This is a genomic window from Neobacillus massiliamazoniensis, assembly GCF_001048695.1.
In the GTDB taxonomy this organism is placed as follows: Bacteria; Bacillota; Bacilli; order Bacillales; family Cytobacillaceae; genus Neobacillus; species Neobacillus massiliamazoniensis.
This window is the reverse complement of record NZ_CVRB01000005.1, coordinates 12,669-39,456: the sequence shown is the minus strand read 5'-3', so window position 1 is coordinate 39,456 and position 26,788 is coordinate 12,669. Positions and strand designations below refer to the sequence as shown.

The 26,788-nt window shown below is 36.3% G+C and carries 25 protein-coding genes, 4 pseudogenes, 1 riboswitch and 3 other annotated features; of the genes and pseudogenes, 21 read left to right on the top strand and 8 right to left on the bottom strand.

Going from position 1 to position 26,788, the window contains the following annotated elements:
- Positions 1–63: 63 nt before the first annotated feature.
- The 3 genes from BN1082_RS22430 to BN1082_RS22420 all read left to right on the top strand — a co-directional run bounded on the left by BN1082_RS22430 (position 64) and on the right by BN1082_RS22420 (position 1,870).
- On the top strand, positions 64–612 hold the full coding sequence (locus BN1082_RS22430; protein ID WP_090638617.1) for a suppressor of fused domain protein: 549 nt from the start codon (positions 64–66) through the stop codon (positions 610–612).
- A 153-nt stretch (positions 613–765) separates the two neighbouring features.
- Entirely contained in the window at positions 766–1,089 is a 324-nt protein-coding gene (locus tag BN1082_RS22425) for an Imm53 family immunity protein (RefSeq protein WP_090638615.1), read from the top strand.
- Between the two features lie 157 nt (positions 1,090–1,246).
- On the top strand, positions 1,247–1,870 hold the full coding sequence (locus tag BN1082_RS22420; protein WP_090638613.1) for a DUF3885 domain-containing protein: 624 nt from the start codon (positions 1,247–1,249) through the stop codon (positions 1,868–1,870).
- A gap of 1,084 nt (positions 1,871–2,954) precedes the next feature.
- Here BN1082_RS22420 and BN1082_RS22415 read toward each other — a convergent pair.
- From BN1082_RS22415 to BN1082_RS22395, 5 genes are read right to left on the bottom strand one after another with little or no spacing between them, the layout of a single operon-like run.
- On the bottom strand, positions 2,955–3,908 hold the full coding sequence (locus BN1082_RS22415; protein ID WP_090638610.1) for an ABC transporter permease: 954 nt from the start codon (positions 3,906–3,908) through the stop codon (positions 2,955–2,957).
- Positions 3,901–4,812, bottom strand: coding sequence for an ABC transporter ATP-binding protein (locus BN1082_RS22410; RefSeq protein ID WP_090638608.1), 912 nt, complete (start codon positions 4,810–4,812; stop codon positions 3,901–3,903). Before BN1082_RS22410 ends, BN1082_RS22415 begins: the two co-directional genes overlap by 8 nt.
- Positions 4,813–5,520, bottom strand: coding sequence for an ABC transporter ATP-binding protein (locus BN1082_RS22405; protein ID WP_090638605.1), 708 nt, complete (start codon positions 5,518–5,520; stop codon positions 4,813–4,815).
- The gene (locus BN1082_RS22400) at positions 5,517–5,888 is read right to left on the bottom strand and encodes a GntR family transcriptional regulator (protein WP_090638603.1); all 372 of its coding nucleotides are present in this window, start codon (positions 5,886–5,888) and stop codon (positions 5,517–5,519) included. The genes BN1082_RS22405 and BN1082_RS22400 overlap by 4 nt, the downstream gene beginning before the upstream one ends.
- Positions 5,889–5,893: 5 nt before the next feature.
- Positions 5,894–6,670, bottom strand: a complete 777-nt coding sequence (locus tag BN1082_RS22395) for a hypothetical protein (RefSeq protein ID WP_090638600.1) — start codon at positions 6,668–6,670, stop codon at positions 5,894–5,896.
- A gap of 139 nt (positions 6,671–6,809) precedes the next feature.
- Here BN1082_RS22395 and BN1082_RS22390 point away from each other — a divergent pair.
- Positions 6,810–7,025, top strand: a pseudogene (locus BN1082_RS22390) (methylated-DNA--[protein]-cysteine S-methyltransferase); the annotation flags it as partial.
- 327 nt (positions 7,026–7,352) lie between these two features.
- On the opposite strand, the gene BN1082_RS22385 reads toward BN1082_RS22390, so the two are convergent.
- On the bottom strand, positions 7,353–8,312 hold the full coding sequence (locus tag BN1082_RS22385; RefSeq protein WP_090638597.1) for a DMT family transporter: 960 nt from the start codon (positions 8,310–8,312) through the stop codon (positions 7,353–7,355).
- Between the two features lie 252 nt (positions 8,313–8,564).
- Between BN1082_RS22385 and BN1082_RS22380 the strand changes: the two genes are divergently transcribed.
- The 7 genes and pseudogenes from BN1082_RS22380 (at position 8,565) to BN1082_RS22345 (ending at position 14,241) form a co-directional block, all read left to right on the top strand.
- The gene (locus BN1082_RS22380) at positions 8,565–9,050 is read left to right on the top strand and encodes an Lrp/AsnC family transcriptional regulator (RefSeq protein WP_090638595.1); all 486 of its coding nucleotides are present in this window, start codon (positions 8,565–8,567) and stop codon (positions 9,048–9,050) included.
- Positions 9,051–9,672: 622 nt separating this feature from the next.
- Positions 9,673–10,142 (top strand): annotated as a pseudogene (locus BN1082_RS28950) (tyrosine-type recombinase/integrase).
- A 282-nt stretch (positions 10,143–10,424) separates the two neighbouring features.
- Positions 10,425–10,865: a hypothetical protein gene (locus tag BN1082_RS22365; protein WP_218055176.1), complete on the top strand. Its 441-nt coding sequence runs from the start codon at positions 10,425–10,427 to the stop codon at positions 10,863–10,865.
- Positions 10,866–11,098: 233 nt separating this feature from the next.
- Positions 11,099–11,437: a YolD-like family protein gene (locus tag BN1082_RS22360; RefSeq protein WP_176699898.1), complete on the top strand. Its 339-nt coding sequence runs from the start codon at positions 11,099–11,101 to the stop codon at positions 11,435–11,437.
- 1,449 nt (positions 11,438–12,886) lie between these two features.
- Complete coding sequence (locus BN1082_RS22355; protein WP_090639176.1) at positions 12,887–13,231, top strand: ArsR/SmtB family transcription factor; 345 nt, start codon at positions 12,887–12,889, stop codon at positions 13,229–13,231.
- 29 nt (positions 13,232–13,260) lie between these two features.
- Positions 13,261–13,776 (top strand): SRPBCC domain-containing protein, encoded by a 516-nt coding sequence (locus BN1082_RS22350; protein ID WP_090638584.1) that lies wholly within the window; start codon positions 13,261–13,263, stop codon positions 13,774–13,776.
- An 84-nt stretch (positions 13,777–13,860) separates the two neighbouring features.
- Complete coding sequence (locus BN1082_RS22345) at positions 13,861–14,241, top strand: VOC family protein (RefSeq protein ID WP_090638582.1); 381 nt, start codon at positions 13,861–13,863, stop codon at positions 14,239–14,241.
- A 126-nt stretch (positions 14,242–14,367) separates the two neighbouring features.
- Here the strand turns inward: BN1082_RS22345 and BN1082_RS22340 are convergent.
- Positions 14,368–15,044 (bottom strand): annotated as a pseudogene (locus tag BN1082_RS22340) (IS110 family transposase); the annotation flags it as partial.
- Between the two features lie 322 nt (positions 15,045–15,366).
- Here BN1082_RS22340 and fosM point away from each other — a divergent pair.
- From fosM to BN1082_RS22315, 5 genes and pseudogenes are all read left to right on the top strand, one after another.
- A pseudogene (fosM, locus tag BN1082_RS22335) lies at positions 15,367–15,824 on the top strand (FosM family fosfomycin resistance protein).
- Between the two features lie 155 nt (positions 15,825–15,979).
- Positions 15,980–16,238: a binding site (T-box leader), on the top strand.
- A 69-nt stretch (positions 16,239–16,307) separates the two neighbouring features.
- Positions 16,308–16,566: a binding site (T-box leader), on the top strand.
- A gap of 69 nt (positions 16,567–16,635) precedes the next feature.
- Positions 16,636–16,894, top strand: a binding site (T-box leader).
- An 83-nt stretch (positions 16,895–16,977) separates the two neighbouring features.
- Positions 16,978–17,283: a branched-chain amino acid transport system II carrier protein gene (locus tag BN1082_RS22330; RefSeq protein WP_090638579.1), complete on the top strand. Its 306-nt coding sequence runs from the start codon at positions 16,978–16,980 to the stop codon at positions 17,281–17,283.
- A gap of 52 nt (positions 17,284–17,335) precedes the next feature.
- Positions 17,336–18,514: an MDR family MFS transporter gene (locus BN1082_RS22325; RefSeq protein ID WP_090638576.1), complete on the top strand. Its 1,179-nt coding sequence runs from the start codon at positions 17,336–17,338 to the stop codon at positions 18,512–18,514.
- A 668-nt stretch (positions 18,515–19,182) separates the two neighbouring features.
- On the top strand, positions 19,183–20,010 hold the full coding sequence (locus BN1082_RS22320; RefSeq protein WP_245640512.1) for an alpha/beta hydrolase: 828 nt from the start codon (positions 19,183–19,185) through the stop codon (positions 20,008–20,010).
- A gap of 213 nt (positions 20,011–20,223) precedes the next feature.
- Positions 20,224–20,646: a VOC family protein gene (locus BN1082_RS22315; RefSeq protein WP_090638571.1), complete on the top strand. Its 423-nt coding sequence runs from the start codon at positions 20,224–20,226 to the stop codon at positions 20,644–20,646.
- A 262-nt stretch (positions 20,647–20,908) separates the two neighbouring features.
- On the opposite strand, the gene BN1082_RS22310 is transcribed toward BN1082_RS22315, so the two are convergent.
- On the bottom strand, positions 20,909–21,517 hold the full coding sequence (locus tag BN1082_RS22310) for an ACT domain-containing protein (protein WP_090638569.1): 609 nt from the start codon (positions 21,515–21,517) through the stop codon (positions 20,909–20,911).
- Between the two features lie 114 nt (positions 21,518–21,631).
- A riboswitch (SAM riboswitch) is annotated at positions 21,632–21,737 on the bottom strand.
- Between the two features lie 265 nt (positions 21,738–22,002).
- On the opposite strand from BN1082_RS22310, the gene BN1082_RS22305 reads away from it, so the two are divergent.
- The 5 genes from BN1082_RS22305 (at position 22,003) to BN1082_RS22285 (ending at position 26,662) form a co-directional block, all read left to right on the top strand.
- Positions 22,003–22,794, top strand: a complete 792-nt coding sequence (locus BN1082_RS22305) for a hypothetical protein (RefSeq protein WP_090638567.1) — start codon at positions 22,003–22,005, stop codon at positions 22,792–22,794.
- Positions 22,795–23,123: 329 nt separating this feature from the next.
- A complete protein-coding gene (locus BN1082_RS22300; RefSeq protein WP_090639174.1) occupies positions 23,124–23,789 on the top strand; it encodes a GntR family transcriptional regulator in 666 nt (221 codons plus the stop codon).
- A gap of 6 nt (positions 23,790–23,795) precedes the next feature.
- Positions 23,796–24,770: a DMT family transporter gene (locus BN1082_RS22295; protein WP_090638564.1), complete on the top strand. Its 975-nt coding sequence runs from the start codon at positions 23,796–23,798 to the stop codon at positions 24,768–24,770.
- Between the two features lie 808 nt (positions 24,771–25,578).
- Complete coding sequence (locus BN1082_RS22290) at positions 25,579–26,046, top strand: hypothetical protein (protein WP_090638561.1); 468 nt, start codon at positions 25,579–25,581, stop codon at positions 26,044–26,046.
- Between the two features lie 151 nt (positions 26,047–26,197).
- Positions 26,198–26,662 carry a hypothetical protein gene (locus BN1082_RS22285; RefSeq protein WP_090638559.1) on the top strand — a complete coding sequence of 155 codons (465 nt, stop codon included), beginning with the start codon at positions 26,198–26,200 and terminating at the stop codon, positions 26,660–26,662.
- The last annotated feature ends 126 nt before the right edge of the window (positions 26,663–26,788 follow it).

Here is a 26,788-nt window from a genome sequence, read left to right as displayed (position 1 = left end):
ACTGAGGGAGTTAAATAAGCACTAATGATATATTTAATGTAAAAAAGAATTGGGGAAGTTTTAATGACTGTATCAGAAGAAAATAAGGTTATTGCTAGGACAGCACTTAATGCATTTGAAGGAAAGCCCAAAGTTTTTAAATATTGGGATGATAACAATATAAGTTCAGTCGATATTCTTTCTTGTGAAGATAGAAATTTTGAAGGTATTTTATCATATGCTACCCTTGGTCTATCTGATTTCTCAATTGGATACGAGGGTAACAGGATACCATTACGAGCTGAATTGGTGGGTGCAAGTGATTTTGAATGTTTTCCCAATATTATCAATTCTAAATTTGAATGTTCATTAGGAACTATCTTTAAGGGCGTAATTGAAATGTATCTCCCAGATAGACATATGAAGCATATTTTATTCCTTTCTCCTTTTCTTTGGGAAAATAAGTTGAAAACAATTAAATTTGAGAAGAAGCAAGTGGCTTGGTTAATGGCTATTCCAATTTCAGAAGAAGAAAAAAATTATGCGGATAAAAACGGATTAAAGGCTTTAGAAGAACTATTTGATGAAAATCAAATCAATATTTTTGATTTGGAACGGACTTCAGTCATATAAATTTCTTATTGAGCTAACGGGGGCTTGAGCAGAAGACGGAGTTGCGGCAGCTGCCCTTTTTTTGTTATTCAACTAAAGGGCAGGATAGTTTAATAGGAAAAGGAAAAGATACTCCTTTTGTGGATAAAATAAATACCAAAGTAGGTGAGATAGATTAATATTATTAATTGGATTCAAAATTGGTACTCGAAACAGTGTGACTTCGATGAATGGAGTGGCTGGCAAGATATTAATGGTATTAGTATTACTACCCTTGATAATCCTGGTTGGTATGTAAAAATTGATTTGGATGAGACAGACCTGGAAAGCAAGGTGTTTGAAGAAGTTAATATCGAACGTACTGAACACGATTGGGTTCAATGTAAGGTTATCTTTGAAGATGAAAATGAAGATGAAAATCGACGTTTTATTGGTGCAGGTGGACCAACAAATTTAGAGGAATTACTTGAGATTTTTAAGAATTGGGCAGAAAGGTGACATTATCTTATTAATAGATTTAACGGGGGCGATGCTTCAATAACGAAGGATTGCTATTACTTGTTCAAGTAACGAAGCAGGTTAGCTGAACAAGGAAACATAGACACCTGTATCGAATTTAAATAGGCAAGAAATAATTTTTTAAGGAGTAACCCCAATGAAGGATCGAATATTTAAGTACATACAAAGAAATTTTCCTAATCTAACAAGCGATGTACATCTAAGGTTTGAACTAGGTGAGCCCTTTGAAAATGGAACGGATGAAAGAATCAATCAAGTTGTTACAAGAGTTATTACATTGTTTGAAGAAGTGTTCCATCCAGAAGATTATATTTATGTTTATATAAAAGATTGGGGAATGAATGAGGATATAATGTTTGGAAATACCACTCCAGAATATGTGTATCAATTAGTAAAAGATCATAATATTGAAGTAGAAACTTTGTTCGAATTTGATGAGGATTATGATGAAATAGCTGGTCAAACAATTGAAATTAAGCAGGAATACAATGTGAAAATTGTGTACTCACAAGTGAAGTCTATTACTTACAAGGCTATTCTTGAGGGAATTGGAAATTATGAACAAGGTAGAGAACCTTCAATTGGACAGTCTGTTTATTTCATTAGCACCGAGAAGGATTTAATATTTCATATGTATGACGATAGAGGTTGTATAATCCATTCTAATGAGGTTACGAAACTGATACATATGTATCGTAAATATAATAAATGGTTGGTTGATTATTGGCGTGATTATTTTAATGGCATTTTCAAGATGTAATAATCTTCCTTATACACTAACTGGGTGCGTGTGCGGCCGAGCTTAGGTCGTATCATATAGCGGGTGGGATTCCCGTCGAGTAAGAACTAGCCATTCGCTCGTAGCGAGTCTTGGAGGGCTAAAGGTAACTTTAGTCTTTAAGCGTAGACAGTTAGGTGGCGGGCCGAAAGTCAAATGGTTGAAGGGATTGAGCTCCATAATGTTAGTAAATCGAGAGGGCTGATGCCTTACGCACAGCAGAAAGCTACATTTTATCTTTCGTTAAAGGCAAGAAGGGTAAAACCTCTCTGGAGTCAGAGACCTTGGCACGTTATACATTGATATGATACGGCAACTCGGGAGACCCTACCGGCCTTTTCTTGTTAGAAGAGTATGGTGTACAAGCGATAAAAAGCAAGGAAACCAAATGCCGATGTTAGGGAGTCGGATAGCAGCGTAGTACCAATGAAGTTGGGTAATGCCGATGGAGGAAAGGCTGGCTACCAGTTTTCGCCCTTGCTAGGGACACATTTACTACACACAGAGGTAGGAATAATAAATGGAGACAAAACTAGTAAGGATAGCAGAATAGCAAAATCTGATCCTAAGAGATTAGCAAGGTTTTGTGAATGGTAACTAGGAGGAGCCGTGTGCGTTAATAGCGCAAGCACGGTTCTGTGAGGGGGAGGAACACAATCTACCGTAAGGTGGAGAGGTTCCTTTCTACTCGACTGATCCAAGAAGGCTTAACGCTTATTTTACGAATTAACGCTTATTTTTGTGGAACTTGAGAGTGTTATTGCTATAATAGCAGCTATTAATGTATTGGAGGTAAGTCCAAAAATGGCATGATAGATAGAAAAAAGGTTAAGAGGGTGTTGGAAACGATTCGAGGGTTGAGGGGCTATCTGGGAAAATACCTATAGTTCCACAATCGGGCCAGATTGTTGAGGAAGTAATTTAGCATTAATAGTGGGGAACCTTACCATAAATAGAGGCGGTATTTATTTTAACATTTACAGATAATCGAAGGCTGAAGTGAACGTAAGTGATATACAAATGAGGAGCATTTCTATATGAATGCTCCTCCAAATGACTTTTCTGTTTACGCAGCTACATCCCTCTTGGTAAAAACCCTAAAAGCCAATAGCTGAAAGACGAAAAAGTAAATTAACAACATGATAACCGAGAATCCTACCGTCATACCTTTGACTAATGGGACACCATCAAAATATTGGGTTAAGTCTGTGTTGGCAAATAAAATATATTTTGCCCAATCATACCGGGATGCGATCAGAGACGTGATCGTTCCTCCCATAAATAAAAGGAAAATGGATAATCCAGTCGCCATAGAACTGTTTCTAAATACAGCGGATATCATAAATGCCATTGTGGTAATCATGATAACATCAATGGACGCCAATAAATAAGTTTTTATTAAGTAAAGGAACATATTTTGTTCCACTACACTGCCATTTGAATAGGCAAGATGCACATTATTGCCATCGCCTGTTCCAAATAAAGCAAACCCTAAAATAGCGGCACTAGCAAATAAAATTGCCAACATAAAAAGGTCAAATAAGATAACCGTCATATATTTAGATAATAGTATTTTATATCTTTTTATAGGTCGAATTAACAGTAGCTTGACCGTTCCCCAACTAAATTCACTTGCGACAATACCAGCAGCAATAATTATTGTAAATAAACCTGCAAACGAAATAAGAGCAGAGCTGTCTTTGATAAATGTCCACCCTGTTGTCTCTTTGGTTGGAGGGATTTTATGGTCCAAACGGTATTGATCAATTGCAACTTTTCTTTCTAAATCTTTTTTAACATTTACGGATGTGGACGGAAGTTCCTTTATTTGTTTTTGATACTCCTTAATTTCTTGCTTTACCTGTTGTTCCCACTGATGATTAGCAGTTTGTTTGTTATTGCTATATACCTTGGTTAGAACCCCTGTAGCAATGACACTAAGAACCAGCAAACCAATCATTACAAAAGTGCCTGGACGTTTAAAAATTTTGATCCATTCATTAACAATGAGTTTAGGCATGAAGCTTTTCCCCCTGTGTTGTGACTTCTAAGAAACGATCTTCTAACGATTTAGCAATTGGTTTTACTTCAAAAATGCGGATCCCTTTTTCGATTAACAATTGAATCATATTTGGTACCTCGTCTTTTTCCATCTCTATGGCGATCCCATTGTCCACTTTTTCATACGAAATACCTTGACTCTTAAGGATCGCGATATTTTTTATATCCACTTCAAAGAAATATTTCTGTTTACTTTCCTGCGTATCATGGACCTTTTGAATATCAATGAGCTTTCCATTTTGAATAATCGCAATTCGGTCACACATCATTTCCATTTCAGACAATAGATGACTGGAGACGATAACGGACATCCCTTTTTCTTTCGTTAATTTTTTCAAATGATCACGAATCTCTCTAATCCCGGCTGGGTCAAGGCCATTAGTTGGTTCATCCAGAATCATCACCTTTGGATCATGGAGCAGACTTTGAGCTAACCCTAAACGCTGTCTCATTCCAAGGGAGTAGGTTTTCACTTTATCGTGAATCCGATCCTTTAAGCCGACAAACTCTACAACTTCCTCTATTTTTTGCTTAGAAACTCCCTTTACCATTCGGGCATATTGCATCAAATTTTGATACCCGGTTAGGAATTTATATAACTCGGGATTTTCAACAATCCCACCAATATTCCTAATTGCTTCCTCAAATTCTTTTTCCACACTCTTACCGCAAATCAAAATTTCACCGGAAGTGATCCCCATTAAGCCTACCATCATGCGGATGGTCGTTGTTTTCCCTGCACCATTTGGCCCTAAAAAGCCAAATACTTCTCCTTCTTCAATGGCGAAGCTTAAATCATCAATGATCTTTTTCCCTTTAATTACCTTTGAAACTTTCTTCAATTCTAAAACTGGACTACTCATTCAATTCCCCTCCATTTGTACCATCGTGGATTTAAACCATTCCAGAACGGATAACCCTTCTTCTTCCCTAAGGGTTTCGACATTTTTCTGGCCGATAATATCCCCTTGAAAAATCACAATCACTTCATCTAAAAGTGGTTCAATTTCATCGATTTCATGTGTGGCAATAATAACGGTTTGCTCGTCAAAATTAATGTATGATAATAAACTTTTCACAATAGAATCGCGAACCATTGGATCAAGTCCAGAGAATGGTTCATCTAATAGTAAAACCTGTGTTTTCCTTGATAATGCTAAAACTAATTTTAATCTGCCGCGATTTCCCTTAGACAATTGCTTAATTTTTTTTGCCCGATCGAGTTTCATATCGATTAAAAGATTTTCAGCTTTCTCCATATCAAAATCGGAAAATTGAGAAGCATAAAATTCAATCATATTACCCACAGTAAAGGATGGATAAAACATATCGAGTTCCGTTAAATAAGCCACTTTCTTACAAATTTTTCTTGTCACCTCTTCAGCGTCCACTTCAACTGTTCCATTGTTAGGATAGACCAGGCCTGCAATCATTTTTAATGTCGTCGACTTTCCACTGCCATTCGGTCCTAACAACCCATAAATTTTCCCTGTTTCAAATGTAAGGGATACATTTTTTAATGAAAAATCTTTCCCATACCGTTTCGAAACATTAAGTAGTTTAACGGTCACTCTTGATCCCTCCTAAAGTACTGCTCTAAGCCTTCCACCATTTCCTCTTGTGAAAAACCCAGCTCTTTCATGTTTTGTACAAAGGCATCAATAATATCGGTTTGTAGACAAATTTTTAACTCTTTTAATACTTGTTCATTTTCTGTGACAAATGTCCCCTGTCCCCGCTTTGTTTCCACGATTCCCATCCTCTCCATCTCACTATAGGTTCTTTGGATTGTATTAGGGTTGACACCTGAATTAATGGCCATTTCACGGACAGATGGCAGTTTTTCTCCTGCCCTCATTTCGCCTCTTACAATTTGGGATGATAGATGATCAGCTATTTGGATATATATAGGTTTAGATGTTTGAAAATCTTTTGTCATGCCTGTTACACCTCAACTTTTCTGTCGAGTAACCAACAAGAAATAAGGAATAAGCTGAACGCTACGATTACATAAATAACAAGTCCCACCACTGGAATATCCGTGGAATTCAAATAGATTTCCCATCCTTCTCGTTTGTAATCACCATTTACATTCATCAATATAGGAATTTTCCATTTGTTCACTATTTCTTTTAAGAATTCAATCTTAGCCAAAAGGGCTGTAATGGTATTAAAAACAAAAAATAGAAGAAGAAGAACAAGCCAGCGCCAATTTTTAACCGCTGGAAATTTCCCTAAGGAATGGTAAACAGTCCAATAGAAAATGGCCCAACAAGAAACATATAAACCGAACAACAGTAAACCGACATTGAATACTGTAATTCCCATAAACAAATCAGCCGCTTCAATATAGATATGATTTTTATAAAATTGATAAATAATTAAGCCGACTCCTGTTAAAAACACTTGAGCAATCAGTTGATAAATAGAGCAAACAGCCATTTTTGATAAAAATAGTGCTTTACTGTTTTGCGGATTATACAGCCACAATTGTGTCTTTCCTTCCAAACGAAGCATAGACAATAACATTGCCGGTAAGAAAAACGCGTGAAATCCGATTAACATTAGGACCGCGACAGGAAGAATTTTTAGCGGCATATGATAATAAATCTCTAGTGCAAACGGTATAAGCAAAAAAACAGCCAGGAAAATAAGCCATAAAAGAAACCAAAATTTTGAGATGCCAAAGTCCTTTTTCAATAGACCTTGAAAAGCTAACATATATATATAACCTCCAATAACCATGTATTAGTGTACTAATAGAATAGTACACTAATACATGGTTACACGTCAATAGGCTTTACAATTATTTCTAAAGGGTGTGAGGCACTAAGTAAAGTGAAAGAGAAGCATAATAGAAATTCCCTACGCGGAAACGGGGTCCTATAAGGATATCGCCGTTTCCATTGGGAATGAAAAAGCTATCAGAGCTGTAGGAAGTGCAAATGAGAAAAACAAATTAAGTATCGTCATTCCTTGTCACAGAGTAATCGGTTCAAATGAGAAATTAACCGGTTATGCAGGAAATAAGGATTTGCTATGTCATTATTTAAAAGGTGATTTTGATTTTTTTTGACTATATTCAATATATTGTAGAAGATGAATTGAGTGGAGTGAAGATGCCTGTAATTCCCTGATAACTGAGGATGATTCCCTATAAGTCATGATGGTTTACCTTTTGCAAATATTTACAACACAACTGCTGGTTAGACAGGTGCGGGGAACCGTATCACAAATTAAATATAGTAATCAAATTATGGCAAAACCCTGATCTTCAGCAATCGGGCGCATTTCTGGAGCAAGAAATGCGCTTTTCTTAATGAATTGGGCCAGGTTGTAGTATAACGCATTTAACTTAAATTATTAAAGGCAAGACCTTCTGAAGATTCTTACTTAAACTCGGTCAGTTTTTCTTAAATAATCTACGGGAATAACCCAAACATCTAAAATTTGGTGCTAAGTTGGAGCTTACGGTATTGTTTTGAGAGATTGCTTTTGTTTTAAAGTGTGAGAATAAAAAACATCCTAAAATCACAATGAATCCGCCAATTCCTTGTATCCATGACAATTGTTCTCGTAAAAATAAAAATGCTAAAATTGCAGTGAAAACCGGATTGAAATTCAAGAAAATTCCAGAAGTTGTTGAACCTAATTTCTGTATGCCAATATTCCAAAATACCATACAAACGACAGTGGAAATCACACCTGTATATAAAATAGATTGTATGAAAGAACGATTTATATTGGAAAAAGTAAAATCAAAGAAATTAAATGGAAGTAGAACGAGAAGTCCAAATATTCCAGAGTACAATGTAGACATCAACGGTGATGTCGTTCTCATTGCCCACCTACTGCATACGGAGTATATTCCCCACACGCATACAGCTATCACCATCCATAAATCGCCTGTATTGAAATGTACTGCCAGTAATTGGTCGATCTTTCCTTTGGAAAGAACGAGAAGTACGCCCAAAAGCGAAATAATCATTGAAAATATTTGTAGCAAATTGATTCTTTCTCTTAAAAAAATAAATGAAAAAACGGAAATCGAGATGGTATTTAATGTGGAAATTAATCCAACATTAGTCGAGGTTGTTCGTTCCAATGCTAAAAATTGAAAGAGATTAAATAAAACAACACCTGTGATTCCCATGAAAAATAAGGGAACAATAGCCTCTCGTGAGGGTAGTATCCTTTTTTCTTTAAACCATACCATTGGTATAAGGAAAACAATAGCAATCATCCATCTTAAGCTCGTCAAGGTCAACGGAGAAGCATGACCGACAAGAGATTTTCCAACTACAAAATTTCCTCCCCATAGTAAGCTTGTTAAAAGCAACAATAAAACATAAAAATTCGCCATACCATTTAGCTCCTTTGATTTTTCATTGTTATAGTGAAAAAGATAGAAGCCATTGTGCACAATGACATTTAGAATATTTCACATCAATTTATTAATGATCATAACATTTTTATTGATTTTTCAACATGGAATTTCATATAATTCTATAAACTTGAAATAATTCAAATAAAAATTGGGATATTAAAGAATAAAATTAAGTTTAGGTATTAAATAAGACCTGTATTTTGAATAATTATTAAGGGAGAAGATTACATGGAATCTTTTGTAAGTAAAATGTTAGATGATGTTGATATTCAAATTTTAGATATAATGCAAAAAGATGCTCAGTTAAGTAATGCTGAACTAGCAAGACGGGTTAATTTGTCCCCGCCAGCCACACATACAAGGATAAAACGATTAGAAAGTGAAGGGTTTATCGATAGGCAAGTTGCAATTTTAAACCAAGAGAAGCTTGGGTTCGATTTACTTTGCTATGTTTTCATAAGCACGAATATTCATCAAGCTGAACAATTGGAGGTTTTGGAATATGCCTTAAAAGCTATGCCAGAAGTATTAGAATGTCATTGTTTAACAGGAGAATATGATTATCTCCTAAAGGTAGTTATTAGAGGCCGGAAGGAATTGAGTAGCTATATTAGAAAGTTAAATAGGCTTGGCATATCACGAATTCAAACTAATTTATCTTTAAGAGAAGTAAAATATTCCACAGTTTTGCCTATATCCAAATGTGAAAGCTGAGAGTGGCTTCATTTCTCAGCGTTATTGAAGTAACGGGTGAGCTGGTTTAAGCAGGATTGATTTTATGATCTTCAACAATCGGGCGCTTTTCTATAGTAAAGAAAGTGCCCTTATTCTTGTTTTTCCTGGATTCCTAAGGTTTGAAACTTTATTTTCATTTTCGATTGTTGAATCACTCGCGTATGAAAAAGACTCTCCTTGACCATAATGTTAACTAGATTAATTGATTTATATTCCGGGAGAGTGAAAGATTTATGTTATTATCAGAGACGTGGGAAAAGTATCAATTAGATAAAAAAATTGAAGGATATTCACCTCTTACATTAAAAACCTACTGTTTTCAATACAATCCCTTTTACGATTTTTTGGTGATATTGATATTAGCCAGTTTACTACTGAAAAACTAAAAGGGTATCTGATACAGGCAGGAGATCACTTAAAACCTTCTAGTTTAGGACATAGAGTTCGTTGCATTAAATCACTATTCAAATGGACACATGATGAAGGCTTTATCCATAAAAACCCAGCTACTAAATTAAAAGAGCCAAAGTTAGGTAAAAGAATTCCAAAATTTCTTTCAGAATTAGAAATTGAACATCTTAGGGAAGCTTGTCAAACTCCTATGGAGAATGCGTTATTTGAATTTATGTATTCTACTGGCTGCCGTATTGGGGAAGTTGTAAAATTAAATCGTAATGATATTAATTTTCATGCGAATTCAGTTATTGTGCATGGAAAAGGTGATAAAGAAAGGGAAGTGTACTTTAATACCCGTTGCTCCATTTGGTTAAAAAGGTATCTAGATGAGCGAGATGACGAGGATTCCTGTTTATTACGGAAAGAAGGCCAAACAGGCGTATGAGTATTGATAATCTGAGATATATTATCAAAGGCATATCAAATCGAGCTGGGATAAAAAAGAGTATACATCCTCATCAAAAACGACACAGTTATGCTACACATATGATTAACAATGGTGCGCCACTTGAAGTGATTCAGAGCTTACTTGGTCATGAGAAGAGTGAGACCACAAAAATATATGCGCAGCTAAGTGGCAAATTGAGACACGATTTTTATAGTAAATATTTTTGAAAGCTATATAAATTAGACTTTAATCGAAATCGAGGCACGCATATAAAAAGGCGTGTCTTTTTTATCGGGCCAGATTGTTGAATAACTTATAGAAGATTGTGAAGAAATGTACTTAAACTAAAGAGGCAGGTTCAAGAAGAAATTTGCTCTAGAACTAACATTTCGCATTGCTCACGCCATTTATATTATTGAAAAAAGGTAATCTTTTATGGGGGATTGCATAAAGTTTAAGAAGTATAATTGTTTTTGCTTTATCAATTTCTTAATAGAAGGAGATAAAAAATGAATTCCAACATAGAAGCTTCGAAAATAAACGAGGTGTCGTTGTTACGTCTTTATTTACTGAGGGCGCTGTACCTTTTAATTATCGTGGGGCTCGCTCTCGTGAAATGGACGATAGTAATCCAACATTTATTCCATCTAGATAAGCCCTGGGAACTAATGGATGGAGTGGTTGCCTGCATGCTGACATCCTTTTCAGTTCTGTCAATCCTGGGGCTGCGGTATCCACTCCAAATGCTACCTTTGCTTCTGTGGGAATTGTTATGGAAGACGATTTGGTTGTTCATCGTTGCGCTCCCACTATGGTCTTCCGGTCAAATGGACGATGCAACAAGTATGGTCGCCTATGAGTGCTTGATAGTCGTTATTTTTCCATTCATCATACCTTGGCGCTATGTGTTTGCACACTACCTGAAGAATCGCGGAGAACGGTGGCGCTAAGGGAGACTGAACAGACGAATGTGTATAGGTAAAGAAACACCTGCACCTCTCTCTGGAAGAATTGATTTGTGTTTTAGTCTATTTTATTTGAACTATTGAAAAGCAGTACAATTAATTTCTTATTGTGCTTTAATGGAATAAGCAGAACTCAAGGCCGTCAAAAAGTGGTCTTTTTCTTTTAATTACATACGGAACGTTTGTTCGTGTATAATAATCATAAAGGAGGCGATTATATGGCGATTAGAGATCGAGGAATGATGAAATGGCAAGCCGCATTTCAATTGCCAGAACTAGCGAAAACTCAGCGGGATTTTTGGCGATATACTGAACGGCAAGCTAAGCCAATCATTGACGAACATGAGGCGGAAGAATTCGACCTGCGGATTATTTACGCAATGGAGTACGACCATTCGGTAAAGCTAACAGTTTGGGATGACGGCTTTACTTTGGATATTACTGGCCGCATTCATTACGTTGATCCTATTACGCATGAGCTGCGGATTGAGGTAATGCTAGGAGGGGTTGAGCGAGTGTCATTCGATAGTATTGTTAGGGTGAAGGTCGTGAATTAGGCGAACATAGCGTCAGCCTTACATGGGTTGGCATTTTTTCTTATTAAACGACGGGCAGGTTAATGAATAAGGATATTAAATGACTGGTAATAGATATGTAACCATATATAAAGGTGAGAGACAACTACCAAATACACGTGGGGCTAAAAGGGGATACTTTTTAAAATATCGACATATGATTAAATAAATATTGATTGAAGGGAGTTGTACCCTCATGCAACAGATAAAACTTATGATTAAAGTGTTTCTGAATGAACCTTTGTGGTTCAAAATACTAATTTCTATAACTCTCCTTACTTCAATTATTTTAAGCAGTTCAATTTTTTCTAATCATGCTTATTTGCGAAGTTGTTCCAAAATAGCAGCGGCTATCTTCTTTTGTGCTTACGGTATTAAATTTAGGAGGAATTTTAAAACAGCTCTTCTCTTTTATGCTTGTTCGGTAATATGTATTTTCCTATCCATTAAGTCATTATTTTAGTTTTATAATAGATTGAAATTAGCACATAAAAAAGATGGAAATTAATAGACCTTCTTTAACGAACGGGTGCTTTACTTGAAGAAAAAAATCTAACATAAGAAGGTCGTTTGAGGAATATCGGCAGCAAAAAAGGCACTCAAAATTGCTGTAACCTTCCGCATATAGTTACGTAAAATGTATTTAAAGCCAAAAAGGCGGTGGAAGTGATGAGTTTCGCTGCATGGTTTGCTATAGGCATTGGGGTAGCAGTCGCGATAGGTCTATTCGGTGGTAAATCAAAACAGAAGAAAAAATAAAGAAGGCACTCGAAAAAATGAGTGCTTTTTTTGTTAAAAGAACAAAATCGATTTGAGGTCTGAAGGGGCAAGATATGACTAAATATATGTGTCTTGTATATTAATATGCTTTATTTAGGATTGTGAAATGGTGTACTTAAGTAACGGGTAGCTTGAGTTGAAGAATGGAGCTGTCATTGTGGCAGCTTTTTCTTTTTGTGCTAACGGTTCAGGATAGTGGAAGTAGAAATTTATAGGAAAAATTGTATACCATCTCGTATAAACACAGGGTTTTAGGGAACTTTAATTAAAGCTCATTTTTACATAAGCGGAAATAACTATTGAGATATATGGTTATAAGGTATGTAAAATATGATTTACCATTTTACTCGCAATCGTTTTCGTTCTTATTGAGTCAAAATGGGGAGATTAGAGAAATTGGTCAAGAATGGAAACATTGAGAAGAGTAAAAGTGCCAATCGGGATGATATGATTGGAACACATACGATTTCACTCAACCTATGAAGGATTGGATTCTGTGTATTAGGCACTGAATCGGTATCACTTTATTTTTTAAAATATTCCTTGACGGGAATATTCTCCTTTAGGTATAATCGATTCAACAGGAGGATAATACTAGTGATGATGCAGTTATTATTTTACCGGAGACCATCACTAGACGAGGTGAGCAATATGTCAGGGAAGATTCCGGGCGTGAACATGACGACGCTGAGCGCTTTGTCTGAACCAAATCGTATGAATATCGTTGAACTCTTGCGTGACGGTCCCCTGACCGTGGGGGAAATCGCCGACAAGCTGGGATTGAGGCAACCCCAAACTTCGAAGCATCTAAAAGTGCTAAGCGACAACGGGATTGTGGAAGTGCAGGCTGAAGCTAACCGTCGCATTTACAAGCTCCGTCCAGAGCCCTTCCAAGCGCTTGATTCTTGGATACAGTCCTTCCAGCGCGTGATGCAAGAAAGATTCGATAATCTAGATGATTATTTGAAGGAATTGCAGAACAAGGAAAAATCATAAAATCATTTCATGTTCAAGGAGGAATTACGATGTCAAACAACGCAATGGTATCGAGAGTAGAGAACGATCGGGTACTGGTACTGGAGCGCATTTTCGATGCGCCACGCGATCTCGTATTCAAGATGTTTAAAGAGCCGGAGCATCTGAAACGCTGGTGGGGACCGAGGGGCTGGGAGATTCCGGTCTGCACCGTCGATTTCCGTCCGGGAGGCGTTTGGCACTACTGTATGAAGTGTGTCGATCAGAATCAGGGTCAATTTTTTGGTATGGAATCCTGGGGCAAAGGGGTTTATAAGGAGATTATCGAGCCGGAGAAAATAATCTACACCGATTACTTTTCGGATGCCGAAGGCAATTTAAATGACTCCATGCCGTCCACCGAGATCACATTGGAATTCATCGATTTGGGTGGAAAGACGAAGTTGATAAACCGTGCTGAATATGTGTCCGCAGAGTCCCTTAAGAACGTCATGGACATGGGCATGCTGCAGGGCATCACAGAAACTTGGGACCGTTTGAACGAGCTTGTGGAGTCGCTGAAGTAGAGTTACTGTAACGCTGATTTAGGATTAGAAAAGTTTAGAATCATTAAGTTTTGTAATTAATTATATAAAGGAGTGTAAATATCAATGATTAGTCAAGTTGGTCAAATTATGTTGTATGTTAATAACCAAGATGAGGCAAAGGAGTTTTGGACAGAAAAAATAGGGTTTATTGTAATTTCAGAGGAAGACAATGGTCAAGGTTTTAGATGGATCGAAATTGCTCCAACTAAAGAAGCTGAAACAAGCATTATTCTCCATAATAAGGAATTTATTGCGAAAATGTCGCCTGAATTAAATCTTGGAACACCTTCTTTAATGTTCTTCTCAAATAATTTCGATAATTTATATAGTGACTTATCAAACAAAAACGTTACAGTCGGAGAAATTGTAAATATGCCTTCAGGTAGAGTATTTAATTTTGCAGATTGTGAAAATAATTACTTTGCAGTAATGGAAAAAAAGTGAATTTATATTCAATATACGAGTGCGATGCTTGAATAAAGGCATCGCCTTTTTGCTTATTTAATTTACGAAACAGATTGTGAAGATTTACACTTAAACTATAGGGTGCTTATGTTGAACAGCGAGGGTTGCTGCAGCAGCCATCAGTTCCTTTGCCTTTGTAGCCGCCCACTTACGAGAACGACTATTACAGTTTTCCTTTATTCTAGCTGCTATTCTTTCTTCTTCAGCATCTAAGACATCGTTAGATGTAGGATATTCTAGTAGAGTAAGTAAAGAAACAACAGAATATAAATCCCCAAAAACACCTCTATACTCAGGAAAAACCTCATCAAGAACTGCTTGAAACTGTAGCTTAGCTTGTACAAATATTCCTGTTAAGTTTTCGTGTTGTCTTGTAAGATTCCTAAGGTTTAAGAGTTGAATCCCACGCTTTTTATATGGCTCTAAATCCTCTTTAAAGTACAATTCACAGAGATGATTAGCATCGATTATATCTGTTTTTACTTTGCGTAAACTTGAGCTCTTCGCCCGATAAGAGATTAATGGATTAACAATGATCAATATATAATTTCTGTCCTCAAAATACTGAACAACGGGCGTATGATAATGCCCTGTGGCTTCGAGAACGATTGGAGGTTTAACCCCAGTTAAACTCTCAATTCTTCTAGAAATTGGTGTAATCTTTCTAGTCCTTCAAGGGTATGTGTTACTTTAAAACTAGTTTTGTATGGCTTTTTCTTTTCCAAGTAAGCTTGAACCTGACTTTCACCTTTAGCTACATCCAGACCTACGACTGGATTCATTTTTAAATCTCCTCCTCCAATAATGAAATTCACCGGTACCCCTAATTCCTTCTTGCAGTATCATAGCTTCGCTTGTTATACGAGATCAATGTCCCAACCAGCCTCAAACATGTTTCTACAAGTAGGGGGCGAACTGTTTAATTGACGGGATCTAAAGCCCCACGGGCAGGTACGTTCTACCCCGGCTACCGTTATAAAATAACCATATAAAAAATGGTCAACCAGAAATATCTGGTGACCTTATAATACGAAGTGGCAGGTTACTTGAAGAAGGAATTTTTTTATAGTGTAATAAAGGGGAAATTTTTATTGAGGTGAGAAAATGTCGATAAAAGGGCTTAATCATTTTTTATTTTCAGTTTCTGATTTAGAAAATTCTATTGAGTTTTATAAAAAGGTATTTGATGCTAAATTATTAGTAAAGGGTAGGAAAACGGCTTATTTCGATGTAAATGGAATGTGGTTTGCTCTTAATGAAGAGAAAGACATACCCCGTAATGAAATACACCAATCCTACACACATATTGCTTTTTCAATTAAAGAAGAAGATTTTGATAAAATGTACGACAAACTAAAGAAATTAAATGTAAATATCTTGTCAGGTCGTCCGAGAGATGAAAAAGATAAAAAGTCCATCTATTTTATGGACCCAGATGGACATAAATTTGAATTTCATACGGGTACATCCAAGATAGATTAGATTACTATAAACAAGAAAAAACACATATGGAGTTTTTCGATAAAAGGATTTCTAATTCAACAATCGGGCGCATTACTTGAGGAACGGCCCTTATTTCCTTTTGGCAATATATTAAAGAGCAGAAGAAACTTTTAGAATGGAATCCGAAGGGTCCGTTACCAGGATCAGGACTTTTAGTGTTGACATAAAAATTATATGTCAATATAATTGTTTACTATAGAACTTAAATATTATTTATAAAGCGTTGAAAAGGAGTAGTAAAAGAGAACTCTAACGTCAGAGATCCGTTCCATTGGCTGAGAGAACGGTCGTTAATTCTTTTTGAATGTCGCCTTGGAGCTTTGCTTGCAAAATGGTTATGTTATTGCCCAGAGTAGTGAGTGACGGTTAGTCTCGTTAACAGACCCACGTCTTAATGAATAAGACTTATTGAGCCTGTTTTCTGTGAGGAAGATAGGAAAGTTGAGTGGTATCGTGATTTTTTCGCCTCAACAATTGTCCGTTTTTGCTAAAAGTAAACCGGATGATTGTTGAGGCGTTTTTATATTTAAAAACAATTTAATACACTAGCGTTGAAAAGGAGTAGTAAAAGAGAACCCTAACGTCAGAGATCCGTTCCATTGGCTGAGAGAACGGTCGTTAATTCTTTTTGAATGTCGCCTTGGAGCTTTGCTTGCAAAATGGTTATGTTATTGCCCAGAGTAGTGAGTGACGGTTAGTCTCGTTAACAGACCCAAGTCTTAATGAATAAGACTTATTGAGCCTTTTTTCCGTGAGGAAGATAGGAAAGTTGAGTGGTATCGTGATTTTTTCGCCTCAGCAATTGTCCGATTTTGCAAAAAGTAAACCGGATAATTGCTGAGGCGTTTTTATTTTTAAAAACAATTTAATACACTAGCGTTGAAAAGGAGTAGTAAAAGAGAATCCTAACGTCAGAGATCCGTTCCATTGGCTGAGAGAACGGTCGTCAATTCTTTTTGAATGTCGCCTTGGAGCTTTGCTTGCAAAATGGTTATGTCATTGACCAGAGTAGTGAGTGACGGTTAGTCTCGTTAACAGACCCAAGTCTTAATGAATAAGACTTATTGAGCCTGTTTTCCGTGAGGAAGATAGGAAAGCTGGGTGGTACCGCGATACTCTCGCCTCGGCAATCAAACAAACATGTAATGTTTAATTGATTGTGAGGTGAGAGTTTTTAATTGGAAAAAAAGTACATTTTAAAGAGGAGAGAATATGCAGAAAACTATCATTCATAAGTACTTTAAAGGATATCCCTCTGTTTATGTTGGTGGTTTGATAGGAACAGCCTTAATTAGCACCGTTGATAGTCTGAAACAAGCTAAATTCCAATTAGATTTTATTACAAACCTTTATAGTCATCTTCCTTTATATACTGAAGGAGTTGGATGGATTTTCCCAGCAATCATTGGGGCTATTATAGGTTTTTTATGGAGGAATCTAAAGTTTGATGCATCGTATTCATTTGCTGGAAAAAACTACAGCGAATCCAATGTAAAGAGTAATTCCAACATATTGTAAATTAAAGAAGTTTAGATAAAGTAGTGAAATACTTAAAAGGAGTTTGAGATTAATGCAATTTATTTCCTTTTTCCATCCAATTGTGTGGATTATATTGAATGGAACTATTTTTACACGTATTGCAAGCTTTATGACAATACCCTTTTTAGCAATTTATTTACAAAATCAATTACATGCATCGCCATTAATGATTGGGATAACACTAGGAATTGCACAACTATGTGCAACAGTTGGAGGATTTATAGGTGGATATTTAACAGATAAATTTGGCAGGAAATTTATCATCCTTACAACTGTTTTTATATGGAGTGCAGTGTTTGTAGGTTTTGCAACGGTTGGAGTAGTTGAATTGTTTATCCTTTTAAATGCTATCAATGGATTATGCCGATCATTTTTTGAACCTGCAACTCAAGCTTTAATGATTGACTTTACAGAGGAAAAGAAGCGAAGAAGACTGTTTTCTTTCCGCTATACAGCGATTAATATTGCTGCAGTAATTGGACCATTATGTGGAGTGTGGATTTCTGGCATGTCCAATGCGAAAATACCTTTTTTCATTACAGCAACAATGTACGCAGTCTACGGAGTATTTTTGATTTTTATGTTCCAAAAATATGACGTAACACCTCAAAATCAAGCACAGAAACAAACGATTTTACAAATGTTCAAGGTCATATTTTCTGATAAAAAACTCTTATATTTACTTGCAGGTGGAATTCTTGTAAACCTATGCTATTCTCAATTTGACTCAACATTACCTCAATACATAAATTTGAATATTGAAAATGGTGTTAAGCTGTATTCTGTTTTGATTACATTGAATGCAATTGTTGTATTAGCTTTGCAATTACCAATTGGGATTTATACAGAAAGAATTTCTATTATGAAAAGTCTAGTATTTGGGATTCTATTTTTTGCAGCAGGTTTTATTATTTTTAATTTTGCGCATACACCATGGTTATTCATCGTAGGTATGATTATTTTCACAGTTGGTGAAATTTTTGCATTTCCAATGATGAATGCGTTGATCGAAGAAATTGCACCAGCAACACAGAAAGCAACCTATCTAGGGGCATCTCAGTTTAAAAATTTAGGAGGATTCATAGGCCCTGTCTTTGGTGGATGGTTACTCATTCATTTCTCATCTGAATTGTATATTGTCATGGCTGTAATTTTCCTATTCAGTCTAGTATTTTATCGATTGGCTTTCTTAATGAAGGAAACAGTATAAGAATGGAAATTTAAAACTAGATTATTAATAGGTAGGCGAACAGAGCTGATATGATCGGATTTGTTCGCTCTTTTAGGTAGTCTTTGGGAATTCCTTATGCAAAGAAAAAAGAATTATCGCTTCCTGCAGGGTCTTGTCTAGGCAGAGTCGATAAATAAGGAGATTTAAGAATAAATAGTCAGTTTACTTTTCATTTATATTCATAGGTTGCAACTAAATATGTAGCTATAAAGGAATATTTTGTAATGTGAAAGAATTCTAGATTGTTTAGGTTCTGGTTTTGGTGGTTTACTTGTAGACCACTATTCCGTAACTATCAACACATGGGTAGCTGGTATTATGGTAGTTTTAGCCTTTATCTCCGCTATGTATCCGATAATGATACCCCGTAGAGAAAGTACTCCAATACAGGAGCTATAATTTAAAACCCTAAAAAACCGTGTGAGGGAATTGGAAAAAGAGAATAAAGAGCTTAAAAATCAATTAGAGTTACTTTATGGAAAACTTTATTCAAAATAAATTTCTTAGCTTTACGAGGTGGATATTTTTGTGAAAAAAATTTGGAGAGTGAATTCAAAATGACACATTTAAACTATCTGGAGCCGGGTATTCGAAAACTGGTCTCCCAATTTATTGAAAGTGGGCGTCCATCGGCAAGGAAGCAAAGTATGCAAGAGCGTAGGCAAGGATATTTGAGTACTATCGACTTAGCCGGAGAAGCAGTCTCAGTATGGAATATTTTTGAACAAACTATTGAAGGCATACGGCTTCGTATATATAAACCATCTGAAAAAATTAATCTCCCAGTTATGGTTTATTATCATGGAGGCTGTTTTGTCAGTGGTGATTTTGAAACTCACGATCGTCAATTACGCCAGTTGGCTAATTTGGGCAGCGCTCTTGTCATCGCTGTTGATTATCGACTGGCTCCGGAGCATGTTTATCCAGCAGCTCATGACGATGCCGTCAAGGCTGCCTACATCGTCCGTGAACAAGCCTTATCCTGGGGAGGGAACCCGGACAACATCACAATCGCTGGCGACAGTGCAGGCGGGCATCTCGCTTTGGTTACCTGTCTACGATTAAAAAAACAAGGGCATTGGATGCCGAAACGGCAAGTTCTCATTTATCCAATGCTTGATGCGAAAGGTACAAGCAACAGTTATAAAAAATTTGGCGATGATTATGTGATTACACGGGACGCTTTACTAAGTGGCTTTGAGGCATATTTATCAAATCTGCCTCCTGATAACTCAGAAGCAAGCCCGTTATACCGTGATGATTTCGAAGGTCTTCCGGAAACGCACATTATTACTGCTGAATTTGACCCTCTGGTCGACGAGGGAGAGGCATTATATCATCGTTTGTTGGAATCAGGTGTTGAGGCACAATGCAGAAGGTATCTTGGAGTAAACCATGGATTCTTTCAGCTTGCCGGCATCAGTAAAGCAAGCAGAAAGATGATTCAAGATGTCGCATCCATCGTATTCAACTAAGAAAGTCATTTGGATAGCCTGTTTCGGCAGTTCTTTTTCGTTATCGTTATTCAAGTAAAGGACAGTTTAGTGAAATAAGAAAATTCAATAAATTAATAGTTAGATAAGTCAACATTAATGGTATAATTTATCTGAAAAACTCTGTAAAGATGAACACTATAATAATTTATGGCGTAAGGCTTTATGTTTTACGAAGAAAGAAGGGTTAATAAAATGATACAATCTGTTGTACATATTGCTTTGGTTGTTAAAGATTATGATGAAGCCATTGAGTTTTACACAATAAAACTTCATTTTACGTTAATTGAAGATACATACCAACCAGAGCAAGATAAACGCTGGGTAGTAGTATCCCCACCCGGCTCGTCTGGAACTACAATATTACTTGCAAGGGCTTCAAAACCAGAACAAATATCTTTTATTGGAAATCAAGCAGGAGGAAGAGTTTTTCTTTTCCTTGGGACAGATGACTTTTGGAGAGACTATAATGATATGATGACAAAAGGAATTGAATTCGTTAGAGAACCAAAAGAACAATCATATGGTATTGTTGCTGTATTTAAAGATTTATACGGAAACTTATGGGATTTAGTTCAATTTAAAGAAAGTCATCCGATGTTTCAACGAGTAAAATAGGCAAAATCTATTGAAAACTTACTAAAGTACTCATAAATGTTTTTAATAATTTTTAAGTGGAGAAGAGATTGTGAAATAATACACTTAAAGTAACGGGTGCAAGAGTTGAAGATCAAAGCTGTCATTGAGGCAGCTTTTCTTATTGTGCTAACTTGGCAGGTTAATTTAATAGGAAGTTATCGTTAATGAAAACAAAAAGAAAAGGAGCATCTATTAGTCATAATATATGCTCTTTTATTACCTGTAGGAAATCATTAATATTTCAAATCGACACACTTTCAAAAAATTCATTATGGATTGCTGATACAGCTCTTTTTTCATCATGAGCCTTTACACTAAATACTAAACTTATCTGAGATGATCCTTGATTCATATGTATCATTTCAATATTAATTCTTTTTTCTGCAAGAACCCTCGCTGCTCTGGCAATGGTGTCAGCATTATGATGCATTTTTCCTCCGATAAGCATAATTAAAGCAAGATTACGTTCAATAGTCACTTTATCTGCCGAAAGTTCCGTACGTATCCGTTGTATTAGTTCACTTTCTATTATCTGATTTAATTGATTTTCATGTAAAACAAGATTAAGAGCATCAACCCCCGATGGCATATGCCTATAATAAAGTTGAAAATCTTCAAGGATCCGAAGCAGCTTTCTTCCAAAGCCAACTTCTTTATTCATTCTATACTTGCTAATATAAATGCTGCAAAAATTATTTTCACTGGAGATTTCAACTAATGGTTCATTTTTATTATTATGAGTATTAGTCATTATAGTACCTGAGACGGCAGGTTTAGTTGTATTTTTTAAGTTTGTTTTTACTAACGTATCTGATGCTAATGAACTCTCTCTAAAGTTTACGCCCTTCATCTCATCATCCCCTAATAGTCATTAACTTTTTATTATTTCCTCGTTTATATTCCAAATAAAAAAACCTCTTCTACAATAGATAAGAAGAGGTCATAACAAACTATTTCATTCCTCCCCTTATCTTCCAGAAACAATTCTGCAGAAATTAGCACCTTTTCAAGTAAAACTTGAAGGTTGCTGGGCTTCATAGGGTCTGTCCCTCCGCCACTCTGGATAAGAGTTTTTAATATGGTCATTTTAATTATTTATAAAAATATACCAGAAGGATATTTCTTCGTCAATCCTTAACTAGTAAACTGGTAAAAAATCATTTAATAAAATGCGTATGGCCCTTGTTAAACTAAAGGGGGCTTGAGTTTAAGTTCGGCTGTCATCAAGCCAGCTTTTTCTTGTTGAATTAACGTGGTAGTTAAATAAGGAATTCCATATTTGTTGTGGAATATTTAACTCTAAAACTGTGAAAAAGAACTGGGAGGAAATTAAATATGCGAATTCTGTCAACGATATTTTGCATAGATGCATCCAATTATAAAGATGCTATTGATTCGATTCTAGATAGTTACAATCACGTCCTGAAGGAAAGAGATGGTACATCAGTACGTATGTACTCAGACCTACCTGAATATAACCGGCTAAAGGATGAATTGCTTACGGTTGGTGTAGAGGTAAAAGAGCTGAGACGTGTGGAGTTTAGCAAAAAAGAGTTTGAGTCGGCACTATTACTGGCTCTATATCCGGCGTACCAAGATCTAAACCCCTATTCGGAAGAGCCTGATAAATACTTCTCAGTATCCTGTAATGAGTGTAATGCATATATAAATCAGACCAACGACCTTATGATACGGAAGAGCAGTGTTGGAAATCGCGATTTCCTTATGTCTTGGGAATCCGAATTATTAATTTCATCTAAAATCAAGCGGCTGTTTGATGCACATTCTGTTACAGGAATTAGTTACCGACCAGTGTATACGAAAAAGGATATACAGGAAATTGCCTACCAATTAGTACCTCTTAATGAGCTTCCACCATTACAAACAAAGTTAATCCCAGCCATTGATTGCTCCAATTGTGGATTCAAAAGCTATGGGAAATCAATGGACTCTGTTCTTAGTTACAGAATTGGAGCTTGGGATAATTACAAAGACTTAAATTATACCTCGGAATATTTTGGTGAAGGGTACTTTCCTCGGCGTAAGATAATTATTTCGCAACTGGTTCGACAAATCCTCATCTCTGCCAAGGTACGGGGAATTAGATACGAACCCATATTCATTTAAAACTAAGTACCGTGGGAGTATAAAGAGGAGTTTCTATTAGATGGTGGTCAAACGCTGAGTGTCTGGTTTGGGCAGGCATTATGAGGACTTTTTTATATGTAATGGAGTGGAGTTTGTGAAAAATTGTACTTACGCTATCGGGGGCAAGAATTAAAGAAGGGACCGCTGCCGCGATCCCTTTTTCTTGTTGTGCTAACTGGCAGGATAGTTGAACAATCGTCATTAGCTTTTTTTCAACAATCGGGCTATTTAATTGAATAAGGCTTATTAAGCAAAAGTCACAACTAAATAATATGGTAATGAAAACTAATATGCGATATATTGGTTTTATGGAAAAAGACATAATAAAACCAATTAAACGTTTGTCATTTAGAGATGAAGTATATCAAACTTTAAAAAAATCGATTATTAATTTGGAATTACAACCAGAAGAACGCTTAAATGACAAAGAATTAGCAGAAAGGTTTGGAATTAGTCGTACCCCTGTTAGGGAAGCACTTAAACGACTTGAGGACGAGGGACTTGTTGAGTCACTTCCAGGGTCATCTACTCGTGTAGCACCATTAAAATTAGAGGAGGCGAAAAATGCTTTTACGGTTGTAGCAGTTTTACATGCTTTAGCTGCTCGACTTGCATGTCCATTATTAAAGGAAATGGATCTGGAGGAATTAGAGTTTAGTAATAAGGCTTTGCTGCTTTCAATTGAAAAAGGCGACGTTATTAAGGCTATTGAGGCAGATACAGCTTTTCACAATGTGTTCTTAGACGTGGCTGGAAACCCTGAAATCTTATTCGCATTAGAACGTAGTATACCTAAAATCCAGCGATTAGAGATTTCACAATTTATTACCCAAAAAGGGTTATATTCGGTTGAGCAACACAATCAAATTATATCAGCTTGTAAAAATAAGGAATGCGAAATAGTTGTCCGTCTTGTAGAAGAAAACTGGCTAAGTCTTGGCGAAATACTAACGCAACAAACGGAGCCGAGGTGAATTCAGTTGCAACCCATTTTAATCGGTATTACTGCAGCCTTCTTTTTTGCTTTTACATTTGTGCTCAATGCATCTATGGAGCTGTCTGGTGGCAGTTGGATTTGGAGCGCTTCGCTTCGATATATCTTTATGGCCCCGTTTCTCTTGTGTATTGTACTAATTCGCAAAAATTTACGGCCACTCTTTAACGAAATGAGAAAACAACCAGGAACATGGGTTTTATGGGGCTCTGTGGGATTTGGGTTATTCTATGCCCCCTTGTGTTTTGCATCTGCGTATTCACCTGGTTGGCTTATTGCTGGAACATGGCAATTGACTATTATTTCAGGTACTTTACTTGCACCGTTATTTTTTGAAATGAAATACACAAAGAATGGACCTTTACAGATGAGAGGGAAAATTCCCCTGAAAGGTCTTATCATGTCACTTATTATTCTGTTAGGTATTGTTTTAATGCAAATGGAACAGGCTAAACACCTTTCTTTAAAAAATCTATTATTGGGAGTTATTCCTGTTCTACTAGCATCATTTGCCTATCCTTTAGGGAATCGAAAAATGATGGATGTGTGTGAAGGGCGTTTAGATGCTTATCAACGGATGTTAGGAATGACCCTTGCAAGCCTTCCATTCTGGTTTTTGCTTTCCTTGTATGGCTTTTATACCGTAGGATTACCAAGTAAGGGGCAGAGTCTTCAATCTTTATTGGTGGCACTTTGTTCTGGAGTCATTGCCACTGTTCTATTTTTCAAAGCGACAGATATGGTAAGAGGAAATATGCAAAAGTTAGCTTCTGTTGAAGCAACGCAATCAATGGAAGTGATTTTTACACTAGCTGGGGAACTGCTATTTTTGTCGATCCCAATTCCTTCTCCATTATCTTGGTGCGGTATTTTTATTGTCATTCTTGGCATGATTTTACATAGTTATGTTTCAAATCGAAAAGAGAAAAGTCATTTTAAACAGTCAGTGAACTTAAACTAAACGAAAGGGTGCGATGTCGGAAGAAGGCATCGCTTTTTCACGATCGAGTGCAATTTTTCTAAGGTTGATTTTTTATTATGCACGAACGGAAGGTTTGTTGAATCGTGTTATTTATTCTTTGTTCAACAAAAGGGCGTTTTTCTTTAGTAAGAAGGCGTCTTTTTGATATGCCCCTACATATTAAGGGATCAGATTTTGTTGAGGTAACAAAAGATTGTGAATATTTACACTTAAACTAACGGGTGCGTGTGCGGCCGAGCTTAGGTCGTATCATATAGCGGGTGGGATTCCCGTCGAGTAAGAACTAGCCATTCGCTCGTAGCGAGTCTTGGAGGGCTAAAGGTAACTTTAGTCTTTAAGCGTAGACAGTTAGGTGGCGGGCCGAAAGTCAAATGGTTGAAGGGATTGAGCTCCATAATGTTAGTAAATCGAGAGGGCTGATGCCTTACGCACAGCAGAAAGCTACATTTTATCTTTCGTTAAAGGCAAGAAGGGTAAAACCTCTCTGGAGTCAGAGACCTTGGCACGTTATACATTGATATGATACGGCAACTCGGGAGACCCTACCGGCCTTTTCTTGTTAGAAGAGTATGGTGTACAAGCGATAAAAAGCAAGGAAACAAGGTTTTGTGAATGGTAACTAGGAGGAGCCGTGTGCGTTAATAGCGCAAGCACGGTTCTGTGAGGGGGAGGAACACAATCTACCGTAAGGTGGAGAGGTTCCTTTCTACTCGACTTCTTTAAGAAGGAGAAATGTCCCTTTCTGTTGAATAGAAAGCCAATGTATTCATTAATAAGGGGGGATATTGTGCTATATGAAGAATTGATTGAGTATAAAGGCTATATCTATTTAACCTCAATATATGAACCTCAAGATAACAAATTAATTCTTGAAATAGAACGGTGCAAAGTTAATGACGAAGCGGAAGGCATTCAAGTTGGAGATGTTGTTATTGAAGATTGTCATTCAATAGATGTGGACCAAACTCTCCCCATTCTTCAAATCGAATTTGATTGGTACATAGCATACTCTGTAAGAAACGAAAGCTTTACTATATTAGATGAGTACGAGGTCTTTGAGGGAGGAGTTTTCTCTATTTACTCGAAATCCAGATATTTGGATTTTATTGAAGTAAGCACCATTGCTTCCGATGATCATCCTGGACCATTCAAACATTATGGGATAAATGCTTTAAACCACATAATTGATGTGGTATCTACAGAGCCTCCAACTATTTCATTCATTAATCGAACGGTCCAAAAAGAGGAAGTATAATAAAACAATCTTCTTAAACAAACTGTTAGCTTTAGTTCAAGATGTAGCTAAGATGTAAAAGTAACTTGATGCTTGCTGCGGCAGTCTATTTTGACCTAAAGGATAGTTGATAGTAGGAAAGATCCAGAACTTATTATTTGGGAGCAAAGAAATGGATACTAAAATTTTGTATTATAAAATATATGAAAGCGATGTCAAGCCAGTTGACTATGTTGATTGGGCAATTCAAATGTTGATGGACGGTTGCTCCGCTAAGTCTTTAAATATTCTTTCTTCGTTAAAAGAGCCCCTTAATATTTTTGAAGTAGAAGATTATTTTATGAGGGCTTCAAATGAACTTAATATAATAAAGCCTATACACGAAGAGTGTGCAAAATATTATATATGGGAATTGTTAATAAAAATAATAAATGATGAAAATACAGCTATTGATATTGCTTATAAAATATATGAGGTTGTTAGGGAGCATTCCAATAATGACGAATTATCAATTTGGTATGAAATTAGTGAAAAGATAGATGACTTCCGTTATGGTGATAACACAGATAATGTTTCCGAGGAAGAATTGAAAACTCAAATCGTGGAAGAAGCTAAAAAGCAATTAAAAGAAACTTGAAAAGCTTAGAATGAAGGAGCATTTCCACTATTTTTGTTATTCAGCTAACAGGTGCAAGAGATAAAGAAGGAATCGCTGCGGCGATCCTTTTTTCTTTTTGTACTAACGTGGCAGGATAGCACAAGA